Below are 17,470 nucleotides of genomic sequence, written 5' to 3' on the forward strand. Positions count from 1 at the left end.
GAATTCGTGCTCACCGGTGAACAGCGAGAACTGGCGGCGCATGCTGGTGACAGGCGAGCTCACCGTCAACATCGCGCTGGTCACCAAGCAGATCTCGGTGAAGGGGAAGATGGGACCCCTGCTGAAGGACATCCCACAGTTCAAGTACATCATCGTCAAGTTGAGCGAGCTCGGGCCCCGCGCATTGGATCAAGAGGCCACTTGACCTGGCTACCTTCCGAAGTCTCGGGTAGGTCCTTCCCGAACCTCCGGGATAGCAGTCGGTGACCACGGTGCCGGGATCCCCTCCGGGCCCACATTGTGGTTACCCAGCCGCTCATGGCGCGAGTCTGGTTTGTTGGGGAGACTGGACCGTGACAGCGAAGTCGCTGATCTAGGGAACAACATGGAAATCGACACCGTGAGGGTGCTGCGGCAGAGTCCGGGCATCACGACGACTCTGGCCCTGTCGGGCGAGACCCGTGAACGTGTGGTTGTCCGGCGGGTGGATCTATCCATGACGTTCCCATGGAGTTGGCACTGGCTCGAAGGTGAGCTGGAGGCCATGCGCAGGGCGAGGCTGCCACACGTCATCCCCACCCAGATTGCACACAAAGGACCCGACCACGTCGATCTCGTCCGCCCATTCATAGCTGGTCTCGACATTCGAGAATGGTCTGCGCAGGAGTCACCCCAATCGCTCGACGTCCAGCTCCAGCTGATGTGCAACCTGTTCTACGCACTGGCTCGTCTGCACCGAATGGGAATCGCTCACGGCGGGGTGAAGCCAGCGAATATCATGCTCGCGGAGGGCACCAATCAGCTCGTTCTCCTCGACGCCAGCGTGACGCGGACTCAATTGGCTGCCGTGACCCATCCCGTCGAGGGGCCGGAAGGTCGATATCTGCTTCCGGAAAGTCCCGGACTCGCACACCCGGCGGCGGGCTTCACGGCCGACATCTTCGCAGCGGGGTGGGTACTCCTCGAGTCGACCGCGGAGGGAAATCGGACGGCCAGCGCGTTGCGTAGGGCGAACCCTCGTATCGGTACCCACGCAGAGCTGTCACACCTGGTCGATATCGTCGGCCTCCCGGCTACGCTGCGCCCGATATTTCTCAAGCTGCTGAGCCCACGGGCAGCGATCCGCTACGAAAGCGCCGACGAGGTGCTCGCAGCGCTCGAGGCGGTGGTCGCGACCGGCGGTGGGGAGAGCGCTCTCGCGTCTGCTGTCGCGCCGCCCCGGCAGTGCGGATCGCTCGCCTACGTGGAGCCGCCGTTGGTAGGCAGGCATGACGAACTCGCCACCCTCACCGCATGTGCCGACGGCGCGAGCCGATCGTCCGGCGCGGTCACATGCCTGAGCGGTGAGTCAGGAGTCGGCAAGAGCCGCCTGCTCGACGCCGTCGCCACGCACGCCTCGACGGCCGGGGTGACCGTGATGCGTGCCGGCGCGTTCGACCACGCGGCGGCCCGTCCCCTCGGCCTGTTCGCCGGCCCTTTCCGCGACGTGGTCGCCTACTTGACCGCGCACCCGCGCGAGGCCGAGCGGGTGCGCGGAGAAATGGGTGAGCTGCTCCCGGCAGCACTCGAACAGATACCGGAGCTGACCGCTGCCTTCGGCGATCCACCCGCGGCGAAGAACTCCGACAGCGGATTCGGCGATCACGCGGTAGCCGCCGCCCCGACTGCCGTCGCTCGACTTCTTCGCTCCGTCTTCACCAAGGAACAACCTGGACTGATCGTGGTCGACGACTGTCAGTGGGCCGACGATCTCAGCTGGCAGGTGCTCGCCAAACTAGCTTCGACGATAGCGATGGAGGAAACGCGATCCCAGTCGAACGTGTCGTTGATATGTTCGTGCCGAACGGAAGCTGTTGCGCAAGTGAGGGCCTGGGAAATCAGTGATATCGAGTTTCTCGACCTTCAGCCGTTGTCCGCAGCCGATACGGAGGAATTGATCCGGTCGATCGGTGACCGTATCCCCGACGAGATCATCCCCTATGTCACGAAGTACTCCAAAGGCAATCCGCTCGAAACCATGCTGGTTTTCCAGGCGCTCGTCGACTCGTCGGCGTTGACGCGCGAGTCGGGTCGATGGGTGATGGACGAGAATGGGATGGCGTCACTCCCGCTGCCGTCGCAATCCCGCGATTCCGACGCCGCGTCGGGGAGGGACAGTGTGCTCGTCTCGTCACGGCTGAGTCTATTGTCGCCGGACACACAGCAGGCGATACGTCAGGGCGCGGTGCTGGGACGCCGGTTCTCGTCCAGGCTTCTGTACGCGGCACTGGCGGCGAGCCCCACGGACGTCGATCAGCTCCTCCTGGAGGCAACCCAGCACGGAATCGTGCGCGGCATCGCGGACGGCGGCCACGCCGAGTTCGAATTCACGCACGATCGGCTCCGCGAAGCCGTGCTGAGAACCTTGACCGACGACGCCCGGCGCGAGCTGCATCTGCGCGCCGCACAGGCACTCGAAGGCGTCCCTGCGGTTCGGGCCGACTACGACATCGCGTATCACTTCGACCGCTCCGGCCGAGCCGCATCTGCAGTGCCGTACGCCCTACGTGCGGGCGAGGCGGGACTGAGGCACAATGCGCTCGACGTCGCGGAAGGCAACTTCAAGATCGCTGAAACGGGACTGGCCCTGTGCGAGTCGGCCGACGACACCGCGAGATTCCGTGTTCACGAAGGACTCGGCACAGTCCACATGCTCCTTGGGAACTACGATCTGGCCGCGAAGGAACTGGCGTGGGCATACGAGCTGACCCGTGCGCGCTCGGGACTCGACTCTTCACGGGTTGCCACTCTGCTCGGCGAACTCGCGTTCAAGACAGGCCGATTCGATGATGCCGCGGAGTGGATGCGACAGAGCATGCACGACATCGGGCTTCGCTTGCCCCGGAGTTCCATACTCGCCGCCGTATTCGCGGTCGGCGAGGTGGGTCTGCTTACCCTTGGTTGGCTCTCTCGCCGAATCCGGCCGGGCCGAGCCGGAACAGAGCGTGACCGCCTGGCCGCCCGCATCCACAACCGGCTGCTATACGAATGGTGGTTCGTCAGGTCACCGATCTGGCTGGTATTGGCCATCCTCCGTGGCGTGCGTTTCGCGAATGCCGCAGGAAGCACGCGTGAGCGGGCACAGGCATACTCCACCGCTGCCGTGATTTCCGGTGTAGCCCCCGTCCTTGCGCCGCTGGCGTTGCGCCTCGCCGACCGCTCGCTGCGACTGCGCCAGACGGCGGGCGAAGGCTGGGGCATCGCCCAGTCGCACCATTTCCGGGGATTCGTTCTCTACGCTGCCAACCGGTACGACGAGGCGATCGCGGCGTTCGACACCGCAATCGCCGCCTTCGACACTGTCGGGGATCGTTGGGAACAGGTAGCCGCGATGTGGCAAAAGGCGCTGTGTCTGGCTCGACAAGGGAAACTTCACGATGCGGGAGTGCTTGCGCGTGACACCTACTGGGAGGGCAAGCGCAGAGGCGATCGGATCGGCGCGGGGACCGCCCTCGCGATCTGGGTCTGGTGCCTGCCGGGTGAGGTGAGCATGGAGACGATCTCTCGTGAACTGCGGCAGACGAATTCGGGCGACCGCCACACGATGGCGATGTTGCATGCGGCGCGGGCCTGGCGACTTTTCCACGCGGAGCAGGACGTGCAGGCTGTGGACGCGTTTCGGCAGGCAGACGAGCTGATCCGCGGTTCGGGCATCAGGAATCATTTCCTCGCACCGATCCTGACCGCGCACCTGCAGGTCCTTCGCCTCTCGCACGACGCCGCACCTGCCTGGTGGACGGAGGAACGCCGGCTCCAGGCCACGGCCGCACGACGGCAGCTCACTCGTGCCCGGTGGTCGGCCATCGTCTTCTGGGGCGAGCGGCCCGCGGTTCTGCGGGAATGGGCGTTGATGTCGTTTTCGCGGGGACACAAGTGGCGCGGCCGCATGATCTTGGCCGCAGCATCTCGCAGCGCATTCCGATACTCGGCGCAAGGCGAACTCGCCGCATGCGCTCTGGTCGCTACACTGGTGGGGCTCACACCCCGACGAGGGCCGCTCAGCGCGCTGGCGCCGGTGACCGAACTGTGCCGACCGCTGGGTATCCGGGTGGATCGCGGGATCGTCGAGTCGGCGCACTCGCGAGACGCCCTCGTCGGCAGGGGCTCAGCCCGGCACCAGGCCCTGCTCGACGCTGTGAGCAGCATCGTCGCCTCCGAAGACATCGACGAGGTTCTCGACAAGCTCCGAGACGCAACTTTCGCGACGACCACCGCGCGCCGAGTCGAGATCTCGCGCCATACACCGGTGAGCGTCGATGCGATCAGAGTTCCGAACGCGTCTCCAGCGTCGATGCTCGGGGATTCGGGGGCGGCCGGTGAGGCCCGCGAAATGAAGTTGACGGAGCGCATCATCAAGCCGGTCGTCGGGAACGATGTCACCGAAACCGCGGTCGTCGCGGCCTTTCCCCTCGGTGAGAGCGAGCACCACGGGCCGACCATGGAGGTGCTGGCCGCGCTGGCGGGCGCCGTCATCGAGCGGGAGGGCCTTCGGCGAGCGTCCATGGAACGGATAGTGGAAGTGCAGGAGGCCGAGCGCGGGAGAATCGCACGTGATCTGCACGACGAGTTCGGCCACCTCTTCGCGGGCGTGATGGACGGACTCAGTGCTCTACAGAACTCCGAAGACGCCACCACACGCCAGACTGCGACCGATGTCCGCACGATCGTCCGACAAGGGATACAGGTGGCCCGGACTGTCGCGTGGTCATTGCGGCCCTCGGGGCTCGACGATCTAGGGCTCACCGGCTGCATCGAGCAGTACGTGGAAGATTGCCGGCAGATGTACCCGATCCGGATCGAACTCACCGCAACGGGACAGCCGATATCCGTTCCGCCGGCGGTCACGACCGCAGTCTTTCGTATCGTGCAGGAAGCACTGACCAATATCGGCCGACACAGTCGCGCCGGGGAGGCGAGTGTCATGATCGTGTCCTCGGCAGACACCCTGCGGGCCGTGGTCGAGGACAACGGGACCGGATTCGACCTCGACCTGGTCGGACAGCGCAGGTCGCTGGGATTGATCGGAATGCGGGAACGGGCCCGGCTGGTAGGCGGACGGATGTCCGTCGAGTCCCGACCAGGACAAGGTACGACGATAATGGTGGAGGTGCCGATCAGACGATGATCAGCGTTGTGGTGTGTGACGACCATGGCATTATCCGGTCCGGGATCCAGAGGATCCTCGAGACCACGACGGACTTTCACCTGGTGGCGTCCGCACCGACCGGAGAACTTCTCCTGCAAGCAGTGCGAGACTTCGCGCCGGAACTGGTGGTGCTCGACATCCGACTGTCCGACTGCAACGGCCTCGACCTGTTGGAACAGATTTCAGCCATCTCGCCCGAGACCCGTGTCGTGATGCTCAGCATGTACGGCGCCAGGGGGTACGTCGAGAAGGCGAAGACGCGGGGTGCGCGAGGGTACATCACGAAGGAATGCCTCGACGAGGAGCTCGTGTCTGTCCTCTACGCCGTGATGAAGGATGAAGGATTTGTCTCGTTTCGAGCCGACACCACCGAACCCGGCGGCTCCGAAGGCCTGCTCGAGGCCAATATCGACTCTCTTTCTTCAAGGGAGCTCGAGGTAATGAAGCTGATCGCCTCCGGCCTCACCAACACCGAGATCGCGGAGGAACTGACGGTCTCCCCGCGCACCGTCGAGAGCCACCGAGCCAGCATTCAACGCAAGCTGCTGATCCGCACCCGCGCCGAACTGGCCCGAGTAGCCCGGGACGCAGGCCTTTTGGACTAGAGCGTGTCTGCTTAATGTTCGGGAATTGATGCGTGATGCTGGGTATGTGTTGCGCGCCGACGAGATCCCCGATGACCTGTGGGCTGTGATCGAGCCCGTCCTACCCGCACTGGCGGGCCGAAGGGGGCGTCCGTGGAACGACCACCGGTTGACCCTGGAAGGAATCGCCTGGCGGTTCCGAACCGGATCACCGTGGCGCGATCTGCCCGAATACTTCGGCCCGTGGCAGTCGATCTGGGAACGGCATCGCCGCTGGTCGGACGACGGCACCTACATTCGGATGTTCGCCGCGGTGCGGGCGGCAGCCCCCGAACGAGAGGAACAGCTCGAACGTCTGCTGTCGATCGACTCGACGATTGTCCGCGCACACCAACATTCGGCTGGCGCCCTGACCGATGCGCACACAGGGGGCTCGGTCGAATGACAAGAATCTGGCCAACGAACCCGCAGACCACGCACTCGGCCGCTCCCGCGGCGGGCTGAGCACCAAGATCCACGCCCTCACCGATACCTTCTGCTGCCCGCTGACGCTGATGCTCTCGCCGGGACAGGCCGGCGACAACCCCTACCTGGCGCCGCTGCTCGACGCGCACCGCGCCCACGACACCGCAGCGTTCCGCCTGCTGGCCGACAAGGCGTACTCGCACCCGAGCACCCGAAAGAACCTGAGGGAACGCAGAATCTCGCACACCATCCCCGAACGCTGCGACCAGATCCGACGCCGCAAGACGAAAGGATCGGACGGGGGTCGACCGCCGGCGTTCGACAAGGACCGCTACCGCGAACGCAACACCGTCGAGCGTGGTTTCGGGCGTCTCAAGCAGTGGCGTGGCATCGCCACTCGATACGACAAGTACGCCACCACCTTCCTTGGTGGCGTACTCTTCGCTGCGCTCGTCATTCATCATCGTGTCCGTAAATAGCAGACACGCTCTAGAAACTAGACTGTGCCGGACTGCCTGCGTCAATTCACGCCGCGCGTCGACCCTTCCCAATACGGCGCTCGGAGCTTGAACTTCTGGATCTTGCCCGTCGCGGTATGTGGAATCGAGTCACGAAACTCCACCGAAGTCGGCGCCTTGTAGCCCGCCAGGTGCTGCTTGCAGTGTGCGATGATCTCGGCCTCGGAGACTGTGGAGGGACCCGTGGTGACCACCAGCGCCTTGACGGTCTCGCCCCATTTCTCGTCCGGTACGCCGATCACCGCGACCTGGGTCACACCGGGATGGCTGAAGATGCATTCCTCCACCTCAATCGACGACACATTCTCGCCACCGGTGACGATCACATCCTTCTTTCGGTCGGAAATCGTCAGTTGGCCCTCGCCGTCGATCATCCCGCCGTCTCCCGTGTGGAACCAACCATCACGCAGCGCCTCGTCCGTCGCCTCGGGGTTGTTCCAGTATCCGTTCATCACGACGTTCGAACGCGCCAGAACTTCACCCGAGTTGGAGATATGAAGCCGTGCACCGAGGGCGGGAAGTCCGGCGCGGGTCAGTCTGTGCGCTCGTTCCTCAAGATCAAGACCGTCATCCGCAGGCAGCGACCGGTTGAAAGTCAGCAGCGGCGATGTTTCCGTGAGCCCGTAGATCTGCTGCAGTTCCCACCCCAACTCGCTGCTCAGGCGCGCGATGGTACGGCTGGGCGGAGGAGCGCCGGCGCACACCACCCGCACCCGATCGCGACCAGGAATCTCTCCATGCCAGGACCGGGCAGCATCGAGCACCGCGTTCCACACCGCCGGAGCCCCGCACATCAACGTCACACCGTGTTCCTCCACCCGCCGGAGGATTTCGGTGCCGTCGACCTTGCGCAACACGATCTGCTTCGCGCCCAGTCCCGCCATCCCGAACGGCATCCCCCAACCGTTGCAGTGGAACATCGGCAACGTGTGCATGTACACATCGCGTTCCCACGCACGGGTGTGCATCGCGAGTGTGACGGCATTGACCCAAAGATTACGATGAGTCATCTCGACACCCTTCGGGCGCGCGGTGGTGCCGGAGGTGTAGTTGATTGTTGCCGTCGACTCCTCCGTGGGCGACGCCCAGGGGGCCGGCTCCGTATCGAAGCGCATCAGATCCGCGTCTGTGTGCTTCCCGAGTACGAACCGGTGCCGAACCTTGATACCCGACAACGCCTCTTCCAGCTCGGGATCGACAAGAAGCACTGACGCGCCGCAATCTCCGACGATGTAATCGACCTCCGCCGGAGACAGACGGAAATTGATCGGAACACAAATCCGGCCGCTCGCCGGCACCGCGTACAAGAGCTCGAGCAGTCGGGCCGAATTGTGGCTGACGACGGCGACCCGTTCGCCGACCCTGATGCCCAGACGGTCGAATCCTGCTTGCCAGGCACACACGCGGTGGGCGAGTTCCCGAAAAGTCACCTGCCCGACCGACTCGCCCGGTTGTTCCGGCTCGTCGATCACGGCCACGCTGTCAGGGAAACCGGCCGCTCCCCGCTCCAGAAAGTCTGTAACCGTAAATGGGATGCGCATCGGTCCACCTCCACGACAACGTCAACGTCACTGCCACACCGCGTGGCCACACCACACGGTATCGAGCGGCAGCCGAGTTAACTTCCGTAGTTTTCCCGGATGTTCGTGGGCGGCCGTGGATCGTTGAATGGTGGAACACGATCTGTCGCCGCACTGTTGAGCACGCACACGAAGCCGTGTCGAACAGTGGATCGACAGGAACCGGAGGTTGTGATGGTGGTGCCAAACCTCGTTGCGGCAGAAGAGGACACCTACAGCCGCGTGCTGTGCGATCAGCACGACGGAGTGTTGCGCGTGACGTTGAATCGGACCACTGCGCTCAATGCCATCAATGCGACCATGGCCAAGCGGCTACAGCAGCTGTGGTCGCTGGTTCGGGACGACGCGAGCATCCACTCGATCATCGTGTCCGCGGCTGGTGTCGAAGCATTCTGCATGGGGTTCGACGCAGAAGACCCGCCCCAGCCACTTTCCTGCGGCGGCAACGCCCTGGGATGGGAAGCTTTTGCCATCAGCCCGAAGGAATGCGGCGTCGACAAACACCTGATCGTGACCGTGAACGGCATCGCCTGTCGAGAATCATTCCGATTCTTGCGTGATGCCGATGTCGTCGTCGCGTCCAGCAACGCCTCCTTCTTCGAGCCGCCTCGTTTCACCCCTGCAGATGATGTGAGCAACAGGGAGGGTGGATTGCCAGCAGGACTTCGCACGATCTGCGCCACAAACCCGACCGTGCACAACCCTGTGACGGCATTACAAGCGCACCATGCGGGCCTGGTTCACGAAGTGGTCCCGCTGGCGTCGCTGCGAGGTACCGCCGAACGCCTTGCCCACAGGGCATGACCGTCGACTCCTGACCCCTTACTTCCCCAATGACTGCAATCTTCTACGGAAGACACCGCGCATGACTGTCACGACGATAGGGAGTTCCAGCCACACGATCGACGTAGACGGCATCACGACGCACTATCACAAGGCAGGACCCGGCGATCCCGTGTTGCTGTTGCACGGACCCTGGACCGGGGGTGTCAGCTTGGGCGAACTGGCAGCACACGATCCTGCCACTCGCCGCCAACCATCACGTTTTGGCCCCTGATGTTGTCGGGTCGGCGGCCCGTAGCTGACGGACAAGAACCGGGTGTCAGCGACACCTGGCGACCGACGATCCCGCATATCCGCGCGCTATCACGTTCTGTCCGTGCAGTTTGCAATCAATCCGGCCTACCGCCGGAACGTACTGAGAGGTCCACGTCATGCTCGACCGAATCTTCACAACCCTCCTCACTCTGGCTGGCGTCGCGGCCGACGGCAGGTACATCTCGCTCGTCGACAACGACATCGCCGGTACCGCAGACCTGGACGAGACGCCCACTGGTCGGTTGGCGCAGGCCGGACCGCAGAGCACGTTATCGGACAGATAGCGCCAGGCCTGTTTCACGGCGCTCCGATCGTGAAATATGCTGTACACCACACTATTTAGGGCCCAACACGCGGTGATGAACTGCGCATTCGTTATGACCGGAGTGCTGATTGTCGTCGGAGCGATCGGGCGTGAGAGAGTTTGTTCCCATCGCCGACTACGCATTTCCTGGGGGGACGGCTTGACTGTCTCCGAGATCTGGGAATCCCGGGACGTCCACGACAACCCTTCGACGAGGTGATCCGACCGAAGCTACCTCATCAGATCCCTCCGCCCGCCGTCTTCGAGTTGATCAACACGATCACCCGGTAGGGCGCGGAGCGCCCGACCCACCCACGAACTTTGGAGAAGTCGATGTCCATAGCTCTGACGCACGCTGCCGAGGTCCAGCAGTCCGGCGAGAACGGCCGCATCTCGCTCGAACGCAACCACAAACGAATCCGGGTGTACTTCGCAGGTCACGTGATCGCGGACACCACCCGCGCGGTGTACCTGTTCGAGAAGGGGCACCTGCCGGTCTACTACATCCCCCGCGACGACGTGCGCACCGACTCCCTCGAGCCCCTCGACGCCACCACGTGGTGCCCGTGGAAAGGCAAGGCCAGGTACTGGGATCTCGTCGTCGACGATCGGCGGGCCGAGCGGTCGCTGTGGGGTTACGACGAACCGCTGAAGGACTCCCTCGATCTCAGCTGGTATGTCGCTTTCTACTGGCACAAGATGGACGCCTGGTACGAGGAGGATCAGCAGGTGTTCGTGCACCCGCGCGACCCTTACGTCCGCGTCGACGTCCTGCCGTCCTCCCGGCACGTGGAGGTCTTTATCGGCGACACCCTCGTCGCCGACACCACCCATCCACGCTTGCTGTTCGAGACCTCACTACCAGTTCGCTACTACATCCCTCGCATCGACGTCCGCTCCGAGTTCTTCACCGGCTCCGACGCCAAGACCTCCTGCCCGTACAAGGGCACGGCCTCGTACCTGTCGTTCACCGGATCGGACGACAGCGACCCCGTCGAGGACGCCGCCTGGTACTACCCGTTCACGACCGCGGAGGCTTCGGGCATCGGCGACCACGTGTCGTTCTACCCCGACGGCGCCAGGATCGTCGTCGACGGCGCCCCGGTGGAGGGCTGTCCGACGCCTCTGTGAACTTCGTACCTTGACCGGTGTCGCTGCGGCCGGTTCATGGTCGTTTGCTCTGGTTTCGGTCGGGTGGTGCGGGTTTCGCGATGTAGTCCTGGCCCGGCATGATCCCGGAGTTGCCCCGGGCGTCGTAGAAGTTGAGGTGGCGGTCCCCAGCTCGAGACCTGCCATGTCGTAAGTGTCGGGCGTTCCTCCAAGAACTCCGACAGCAGGGGACCGCCGTGAAGAAGAATAGCCAGAACCAGACCGTGCCCGCGATCCCGGAGCGGGTGAGCGTGGCGATGGCCAAGATCGCCGAAACATGCACGAGGGCCGCCGTCGGCGGCCTGCAGGCGATGCAGGCGATGATGGACGCCGAGGTGACCGCCCCGGCCGGGCCGAGAGGCCGTCGCGACCGGCAGCGCACCGCGGGTGCGCCATGGCCGCGAACGCGGCTCGGTGACCCTCAGCGGGCGTCGGATGCCCGTGACCCGGCCGCGGGTGCGGGCCGCCGACAGCGCCGGGGAACGGCCCACCCCGTCGTACGAGCTGGTCACCTCCACCGAGATCCTGGGGAAGATGGCGATGGAGGAGATGCTCGCCGGGCTCTCGACCCGCCGCTACACAGCCGGTCTCGAACCGGTCGGACGGCGAGCCGCCGAGACATTCTCGGCGACAAGCAAGTCCGCCGTCTCACGCAGGTTCGTGAAGTTGACCGAAGCCGCCCTGACTGAGCTGCTCGCCGCGGACCTGTCCGGGCTGGATCTGGTAGCGTTGATGATCGACGGGGTCCACTACGCCGAGTCGTGCTGCATCGTCGCCCTGGGCATCGATATCGACGGGGACAAGCACCCGTTGGCGCTGGTGGAGAGCTCGACGGAGAACGCGACGCTGGTTGCGTAAGGCGGTGGTCGACGTCCTCGATCACCCGGTGATCCAACATTGTCAGCTACACAAGATACGAGACGTGAAAAATCATCTGCCGCGACGACTTCGGAGCAGTGTCGGGCGGAATATGGCGGACACCAACCATGCCGATTCGGCGCTCGAGGCCGAGGCCGCGCTGCGCGCCCTGGCGAAGGAACTCGACCGTACCCATCTCGCGGCGGCCGCGAGCCTGCGCGAGGGACGCGACGGGACACTCACGGTGCTGCGATTGGGTGTGCCGCCCACTCTCGCCCGTACGCTGCGCTCGACCAACGCGACCGTCATGTATCGGAGTCACGAAGGTCAAGTAGAACTTTTCTCGACTCACCGTTCTCGACTGCTTCGTGAGCTAAAGCGATTTCATCTAGCGGGAACGTGAGATGAGGCAGTGGGGTTAGTGCCTGCTCGGCAAGTGCGTCGGTGATGCTCTGCGCGGCGAGGGAGAGGGCTGAACGACTATGTGTATAAAGAAGGAAGAAACGGAGCCCGAGACCTGCAGCCATGCACTCGCGGATAGGGATCGAGAGTTCGCGACCGTCGGTGGCATAGGTGGCGATGCTTGCACCAGGTGCCGCGACAGCTAGGTCGATGTTCCAGTTGTCCACGATGGCGACTTCTACAAAGATGTCCACGCCGTTGGTGAAGGCTGTGATCTGGTCGGCAACGTCGTCGTCGCGGTAATTTACGACGAAGTCTGCGCCTGCCTGTCGTGCGAGTTTAGCTTTGTCGGGCGTGCTCACTGTAGCGATGACAGTGGCACCCGCCCATCGCGCGAGTTCGATCGCGAAGTGGCCTACAGCGCCGGCGCCACCTGCAATCAAGACTTTCTTGTGCGTCACCGGTCCTGCATGCAGTAGGCACTCGTGGGCGGTCATGGCCGGAATTCCCAGACACGCACCCAGTTCGTCGGAAGCTGAGTCGGGCAACGCCACGGCTTGATTCGCGGGAACGAGGGTATATTCGGCGGCCGTACCCCATCTGCTGCCCAGCGCCGCAAGCCAAAGCCATACACGTTGGCCGATACGGCCTTCATGGACTCCTGGTCCCACTGCAACTATCCGACCGCACCCGTCCATATGAGGAATTTGGAAGTCGTCTATCGGGCGCGGAGTCTTGCCGCTGCGGGTCTTTACATCAGAGGGATTCACTGCGGAAAAGGAGACTCGAACGAGAACCTGCCCGGGACCCGGTTCAGGCTTCTCGCATTGGATGATGGAGAGAACATCGGAAGCCTCTCCGGACTTGTGGTACGTCGCTGCGCGCATCTGCATTTCTTAACTGCCGTTCGATCGGGTAGGGATAGAGCCCCGTGAAGTGGTGTAAATCGTTGTGCGCCGGGAACTGTGATGTTGGGGAGTATGCCGTAAGTGTGGTTGTTTCGTCCAGCACCATCGCCTGGGCGGGTGCGTCAGCCGCGATGACTGTCGGCGCAGGCGGGCGGAGCCCGGCAGTGGATTCCTCGGACAGGTAGCGGCGTTGGGATACCTGTCACTCGTCGTGCGCCTCGATCAACACACACCTCGCCAGACGCAGCAGCGCTGCAGGGTTGGGGAAGATACCGACGACGTCGGTTCGACGTTTGACCTCTTTATTCAGGCGCTCGATGATTTGGTCGACCATATCTTGCGCCAGTGTGCCTCCGGGAGGTCCGCGAACGCCGTGGTCTCCTCCTTTGCATTCGTTTAACATCGCTGCCACCGTGGGGAATTGAGATTCCAACATCACTGCGACGGTAGCGACACGATCACGCACCAGCGGCCCCCGTCGGCTGGCTGAAAATGACGCGTACAGCGGCCGCGACCATCTCGGATTGACACTGTCACCGATTCGCGGAACCCGATTTACACCACCCCATGGGACTCACCCTTGGAGTACTCGGTGGACTGACTTCGATGCGTGGGTATTCCGTAGTTTTTACGGATGTCCGGGATTGGGACCAAGCCCACACTGGTCAAAACAGCGCCACGGCAAGCTCGGGAATTACGTCGGAGGGAAAGTTATGAGCACGGAAGTGCCCCCAGAGGATAATTCAATCGTCGCGAACGGTATCAGGACGAACTACCTCGAGGCTGGTAGCGGTCCTCCTGTCGTGCTGATCCACGGGTCGGGTCCGGGGGTCACTGCCTATGCGAACTGGCGGCTCACGATCCCGGCACTCGCGGAACGGTTCCGCGTGCTTGCCCCCGATATGGTCGGGTTCGGTGGGACCGAACGGCCCCCTGGCGTGGTGTATGACCTCAAGACCTGGGCAGACCAGGTGGTGGGTTTCCTTGACGCGCACGGCATTGAGCGGGCGTCCCTGGTTGGCAACAGCTTCGGCGGGGCAATCGCGCTGCGGGTCGCCACGCAGCACCCGGAGCGTGTCGGGCGGCTGGCGCTCATGGGCAGTGCGGGTGTTTCCTTCCCGCTCACCGATGGCCTCGATGCGGCATGGGGTTACCAGCCATCGATTGAGAACATGCGTCGACTGCTCGACATCTTCGCGTACTCGCGCGAGCTCGTGACCGACGAGCTGGCCGAAGTGCGGTACCGCGCGAGCATCGAACCGGGCATTCAGGAGGCATTTTCCACGATGTTTCCCGAACCGCGGCAGAACGGCGTGGATGCACTGGTCACTCCCGAGGAGGACCTGGCACGCCTGCCTCATGAAACGCTCGTCATTCACGGCCGCGAGGACCGCGTCGTACCACTGTCGAGCTCCATTCGACTCATGGAAGTCATCCCCAAGGCCCAGCTACACGTCTTCGGCCGCTCTGGACACTGGACACAGATCGAATGGGCCGAGAAGTTCAACCAGCTACTCAACGACTTCCTCGCCAACTAGCCCAATATCGCATGCCTTGGGTTGCGTGTTCCCGTTCATTCCCGGCCCCCGGGGAGTGCGTGGGCTAGTACTGCAACGGCACTTATGGCAGGTGACCGCGGGTTCGATAGTGGGAGGTGCGGGCCTGGTGTTGTCGGCGTCTCCGCCAGTGTGACCAGGACCAGGTGTGCTCGTCGGGGTGGGTGTGTCGCAGGATCAGTTGCACGAGTAGGCGGCGGATCTCGGGTAGCGTGTACGCGATCATGCCCTGATCTTCGATCCCGATTCCCCTAATGAGAGTTAGCGGGTCCGGCACATGCGGCAGACTCGTTACCGGTAGCGGCGGGCGGGTGAGCACTCGATTCCCCTGGACCTGGAGTCCTGGTAAAAGACAGTGCCCCTGCCCGTCCGCCGGGAGGATGGAATCGCTGATGGGATGTCGTGCCCCCAGTGGAGCACTGATTCATTAGGGCGCTGATGGTTCTCCCGCACGCTGCCACGTATGGCCGGGTCATCGAGGACGGGAGAGGGACAGGTGTTGCTGTTTATCGGAGACGATTGGGCGGAAGCGCATCACGATGTCGAGCTGATGGACGCAGCCGGGCGCAGGCTGAGCAAGGCCCGACTCCCGGAAGGGGTGGCCGGGATCGCCCGGTTGCACGCGATGATCGGTGATCAGCTCGGCGACGAGGCTGACAAGGCGGAGGTGGCGATCGGAATCGAGACCGACCGAGGCCCGTGGGTGGCGGCGTTGGTGGCCGCCGGGTACACGGTATTCGCGGTGAACCCGTTGCAGGCGGCTCGCTTCCGTGAGCGCAGCAGTGTCTCGGGCGCCAAGAGCGACGCCGCCGACGCGCACATCCTCGCTGACATGGTCCGCACCGATTCGCACCAGCTGCGGCCGGTTGCCGGCGACAGCCCCGAAGCCGAGGCGATCAAAGTCGTTGCCCGGGCGCACAAGACATTGATCTGGGAACGCACCCGACACACACAGCGGCTGCGACACGCACTGCGTGAGTACTTCCCGGCGGCCTTGGAAGCGTTCGAGGATCTCGACGCCGCCGACGCTCTCGAGCTGCTCGGGAAGGCCCCCGATCCGGCCTCGGCGGCACGACTGACGCGGGGCCAGATCGCTGCGGCGCTGCGGAAAGCACGCCGTCGTGACATCGAGGCCAAGACCGCACGAATCCAGGCCGCCCTGCGCGGTGAGCAGCTGGGCCGTGCAGCGGTGATCACGACCGCCTACGCGGCCACCACCCGCTCCGCCGTCGCCGTGCTGATCACTCTCAACCAAGAGGTCAAGGCGTTGCATGGGCAGGTCGATGCGCATTTTGGCCGGCACCCGGACGCTGAGATCATCCTGTCCCAGCCCGGGATGGGACCGTCGCTCGGCCCCCGGGTCCTCGGTGAGTTCGGGGACGACCCCGAACGATATGTCACCGCCAAGGCCCGCAAGAACTATGCCGCCACCAGTCCGATCACCCGAGCCTCCGGCAAGAAGAAGGTGGTTGCAGCCCGGTTCGTCCATAACGATCGGCTCGTCGATGCGCTGAACTCTCAGGCGTTCTCGGCCCTGCAAGCGTCTCCCGGCGCCCGCGCCTACTACGACAAACAACGCGACCGCGGTCTCGACCACGGTCCTGCCCTGCGGCAACTGGCCAACCGGCTCGTCGGCATCCTCCACGGATGCCTCAAGACCCGCACCCGCTACGACGAAACGACCGCGTGGTCACATCAAGCCGAAATGCCTGCTGCTTGACACTCCAGCTCCTGGGATGTCTTTTATGGCTCCGGTTTTCGTGCCTGCGAGCCAGGCGAGGGCGAGCATCGACAAGGTGATGTGGGCGTACCAGGCCCGGTAGGTCCGTACCTGGTACTGGTCGAGGCCGGCCTCGTTCTTGGCCTGTTGGAAGCATTCCTCGACCCGCCACCGGGAGCCGGCGATGGTGGCGAGTTCGGTGAGCGTGGTGCGGCGGGGTCCGGCGCAGATGTAGTACGCGATCTCGGTCGGATCGGAGAGGGATCGGCGGGCGAGGAGCCAGTGCCCGCGCCCGGGTGCCCAGGCGATCCGGATCGGGATCCGCACCCAGGAGTATTCGCGCCGGCCGTGCGCGCCGTCGCCGACGGAGATCCGGCGCCACTGCTTCGCCGGGACCGCGGCGATCATCTCGTCGGCGCGACCGGCGCGGCCGTCCGGGGTGAACACATCGTCGTTGCACCGGGTGGCCAACACATACGAGACATCGCGTTCCTCGAGCCAGACCCGCAGGTACTTCACCTGACCGTAGGCCTCGTCCGCGGTGACCCAGGAGAACGGGACCTGTGCGTCGAGGGCGCGTTCGATCATGTGTTGCGCCAGTCTCGGTTTGGTCGCGAACTCGATGTCGTCAGTGATGCCGGCGGCGCGGCACCGGTCGCGGTCGGAGGTCCAGGATTCGGGCAAGTACAGCTCCCGGTCGATCAAGGCGTGGCCGGCGCCGCTGGCGTAGGCGAGGAAGACCCCGATCTGGCAGTTTTCCACCCGTCCGGCGGTGCCCGAGTACTGGCGTTGCACCCCGGCCGAGCGGGTGCCCTTCTTGAGGAATCCGGTGTCGTCGACGATCAGTACACCGGCCGGATCGCCGAGGCGTTCGACCACGTAGTCACGGACGTCGTCGCGGACGCCGTCGACGTCCCAGTCCGCGCGCCGCAGCAACCGTTGCATCCCGTCCGGGCTGATCTCACCGGCTCGCTCGGCGAGGGTCCACCCGTTCTTGCGTTCCAGACCTGCAACCAAACCCGTCACATATTCACGGACCCGGGACCGCGGCTCCGACCGGGCGAACCGACCGGAGATCCGCTCATGCAACGCTTCCAACTCGGCAGCAACCAGATCGAGGACCACACAACCAGTATCGTCTAC

At 64.1% G+C, this 17,470-nt stretch carries 12 protein-coding genes and 3 pseudogenes; 10 read left to right on the plus strand and 5 right to left on the minus strand.

The window, feature by feature from the left end:
• The first annotated feature begins 40 nt into the window (after positions 1 to 40).
• The 4 genes from JWS13_RS01630 to JWS13_RS01645 all read left to right on the plus strand — a co-directional run bounded on the left by JWS13_RS01630 (position 41) and on the right by JWS13_RS01645 (position 6,713).
• Positions 41 to 205 carry a hypothetical protein gene (locus JWS13_RS01630; protein ID WP_005254547.1) on the plus strand — a complete coding sequence of 55 codons (165 nt, stop codon included), beginning with the start codon at positions 41 to 43 and terminating at the stop codon, positions 203 to 205.
• A gap of 180 nt (positions 206 to 385) precedes the next feature.
• Entirely contained in the window at positions 386 to 5,164 is a 4,779-nt protein-coding gene (locus tag JWS13_RS01635; protein WP_005254546.1) for an AAA family ATPase, read from the plus strand.
• The gene (locus JWS13_RS01640) at positions 5,161 to 5,790 is read left to right on the plus strand and encodes a response regulator transcription factor (protein WP_005254545.1); all 630 of its coding nucleotides are present in this window, start codon (positions 5,161 to 5,163) and stop codon (positions 5,788 to 5,790) included. The genes JWS13_RS01635 and JWS13_RS01640 overlap by 4 nt, the downstream gene beginning before the upstream one ends.
• 46 nt (positions 5,791 to 5,836) lie before the next feature.
• Positions 5,837 to 6,713 (plus strand): IS5 family transposase gene (locus JWS13_RS01645; RefSeq protein WP_394855788.1). Its coding sequence is split into 2 segments (ribosomal slippage): positions 5,837 to 6,181 and positions 6,183 to 6,713, totalling 876 coding nucleotides; the frame shifts between segments, so codons are not numbered across the junction.
• A gap of 41 nt (positions 6,714 to 6,754) precedes the next feature.
• On the opposite strand, the gene JWS13_RS01650 is transcribed toward JWS13_RS01645, so the two are convergent.
• Complete coding sequence (locus JWS13_RS01650; protein WP_206004073.1) at positions 6,755 to 8,293, minus strand: AMP-binding protein; 1,539 nt, start codon at positions 8,291 to 8,293, stop codon at positions 6,755 to 6,757.
• Positions 8,294 to 8,506: 213 nt separating this feature from the next.
• Here JWS13_RS01650 and JWS13_RS01655 point away from each other — a divergent pair, with 213 nt between their 5' ends.
• From JWS13_RS01655 to JWS13_RS01670, 4 genes and pseudogenes are all read left to right on the plus strand, one after another.
• The gene (locus JWS13_RS01655) at positions 8,507 to 9,136 is read left to right on the plus strand and encodes an enoyl-CoA hydratase/isomerase family protein (protein ID WP_206004075.1); all 630 of its coding nucleotides are present in this window, start codon (positions 8,507 to 8,509) and stop codon (positions 9,134 to 9,136) included.
• A 410-nt stretch (positions 9,137 to 9,546) separates the two neighbouring features.
• Positions 9,547 to 9,714 carry a hypothetical protein gene (locus JWS13_RS01660; protein ID WP_157792686.1) on the plus strand — a complete coding sequence of 56 codons (168 nt, stop codon included), beginning with the start codon at positions 9,547 to 9,549 and terminating at the stop codon, positions 9,712 to 9,714.
• 353 nt (positions 9,715 to 10,067) lie between these two features.
• Positions 10,068 to 10,865 carry a DUF427 domain-containing protein gene (locus JWS13_RS01665; protein WP_206004077.1) on the plus strand — a complete coding sequence of 266 codons (798 nt, stop codon included), beginning with the start codon at positions 10,068 to 10,070 and terminating at the stop codon, positions 10,863 to 10,865.
• A 251-nt stretch (positions 10,866 to 11,116) separates the two neighbouring features.
• A pseudogene (locus JWS13_RS01670) lies at positions 11,117 to 12,042 on the plus strand (transposase); the annotation flags it as partial.
• Between the two features lie 4 nt (positions 12,043 to 12,046).
• On the opposite strand, the gene JWS13_RS46130 reads toward JWS13_RS01670, so the two are convergent.
• The 3 genes and pseudogenes from JWS13_RS46130 to JWS13_RS01680 all read right to left on the minus strand — a co-directional run.
• Entirely contained in the window at positions 12,047 to 12,640 is a 594-nt protein-coding gene (locus tag JWS13_RS46130; RefSeq protein WP_241769506.1) for a zinc-binding dehydrogenase, read from the minus strand.
• Between the two features lie 54 nt (positions 12,641 to 12,694).
• A pseudogene (locus JWS13_RS46135) lies at positions 12,695 to 13,036 on the minus strand (alcohol dehydrogenase catalytic domain-containing protein); the annotation flags it as partial.
• A gap of 220 nt (positions 13,037 to 13,256) precedes the next feature.
• Positions 13,257 to 13,575 (minus strand): annotated as a pseudogene (locus JWS13_RS01680) (transposase); the annotation flags it as partial.
• Between the two features lie 189 nt (positions 13,576 to 13,764).
• On the opposite strand from JWS13_RS01680, the gene JWS13_RS01685 reads away from it, so the two are divergent.
• Both JWS13_RS01685 and JWS13_RS01690 read left to right on the plus strand, forming a co-directional pair.
• On the plus strand, positions 13,765 to 14,589 hold the full coding sequence (locus tag JWS13_RS01685; RefSeq protein WP_011133506.1) for an alpha/beta fold hydrolase: 825 nt from the start codon (positions 13,765 to 13,767) through the stop codon (positions 14,587 to 14,589).
• A gap of 517 nt (positions 14,590 to 15,106) precedes the next feature.
• A complete protein-coding gene (locus JWS13_RS01690) occupies positions 15,107 to 16,327 on the plus strand; it encodes an IS110 family RNA-guided transposase (RefSeq protein ID WP_206004255.1) in 1,221 nt (406 codons plus the stop codon).
• Here the strand turns inward: JWS13_RS01690 and JWS13_RS01695 are convergent.
• Positions 16,298 to 17,452 carry an IS701 family transposase gene (locus tag JWS13_RS01695; protein WP_206004080.1) on the minus strand — a complete coding sequence of 385 codons (1,155 nt, stop codon included), beginning with the start codon at positions 17,450 to 17,452 and terminating at the stop codon, positions 16,298 to 16,300. The two genes, JWS13_RS01690 and JWS13_RS01695, sit on opposite strands and share 30 nt — an antisense overlap.
• Positions 17,453 to 17,470: the final 18 nt, after the last annotated feature.

The organism is Rhodococcus pseudokoreensis, from assembly GCF_017068395.1.
Lineage (GTDB): Bacteria > Actinomycetota > Actinomycetes > Mycobacteriales > Mycobacteriaceae > Rhodococcus_F > Rhodococcus_F pseudokoreensis.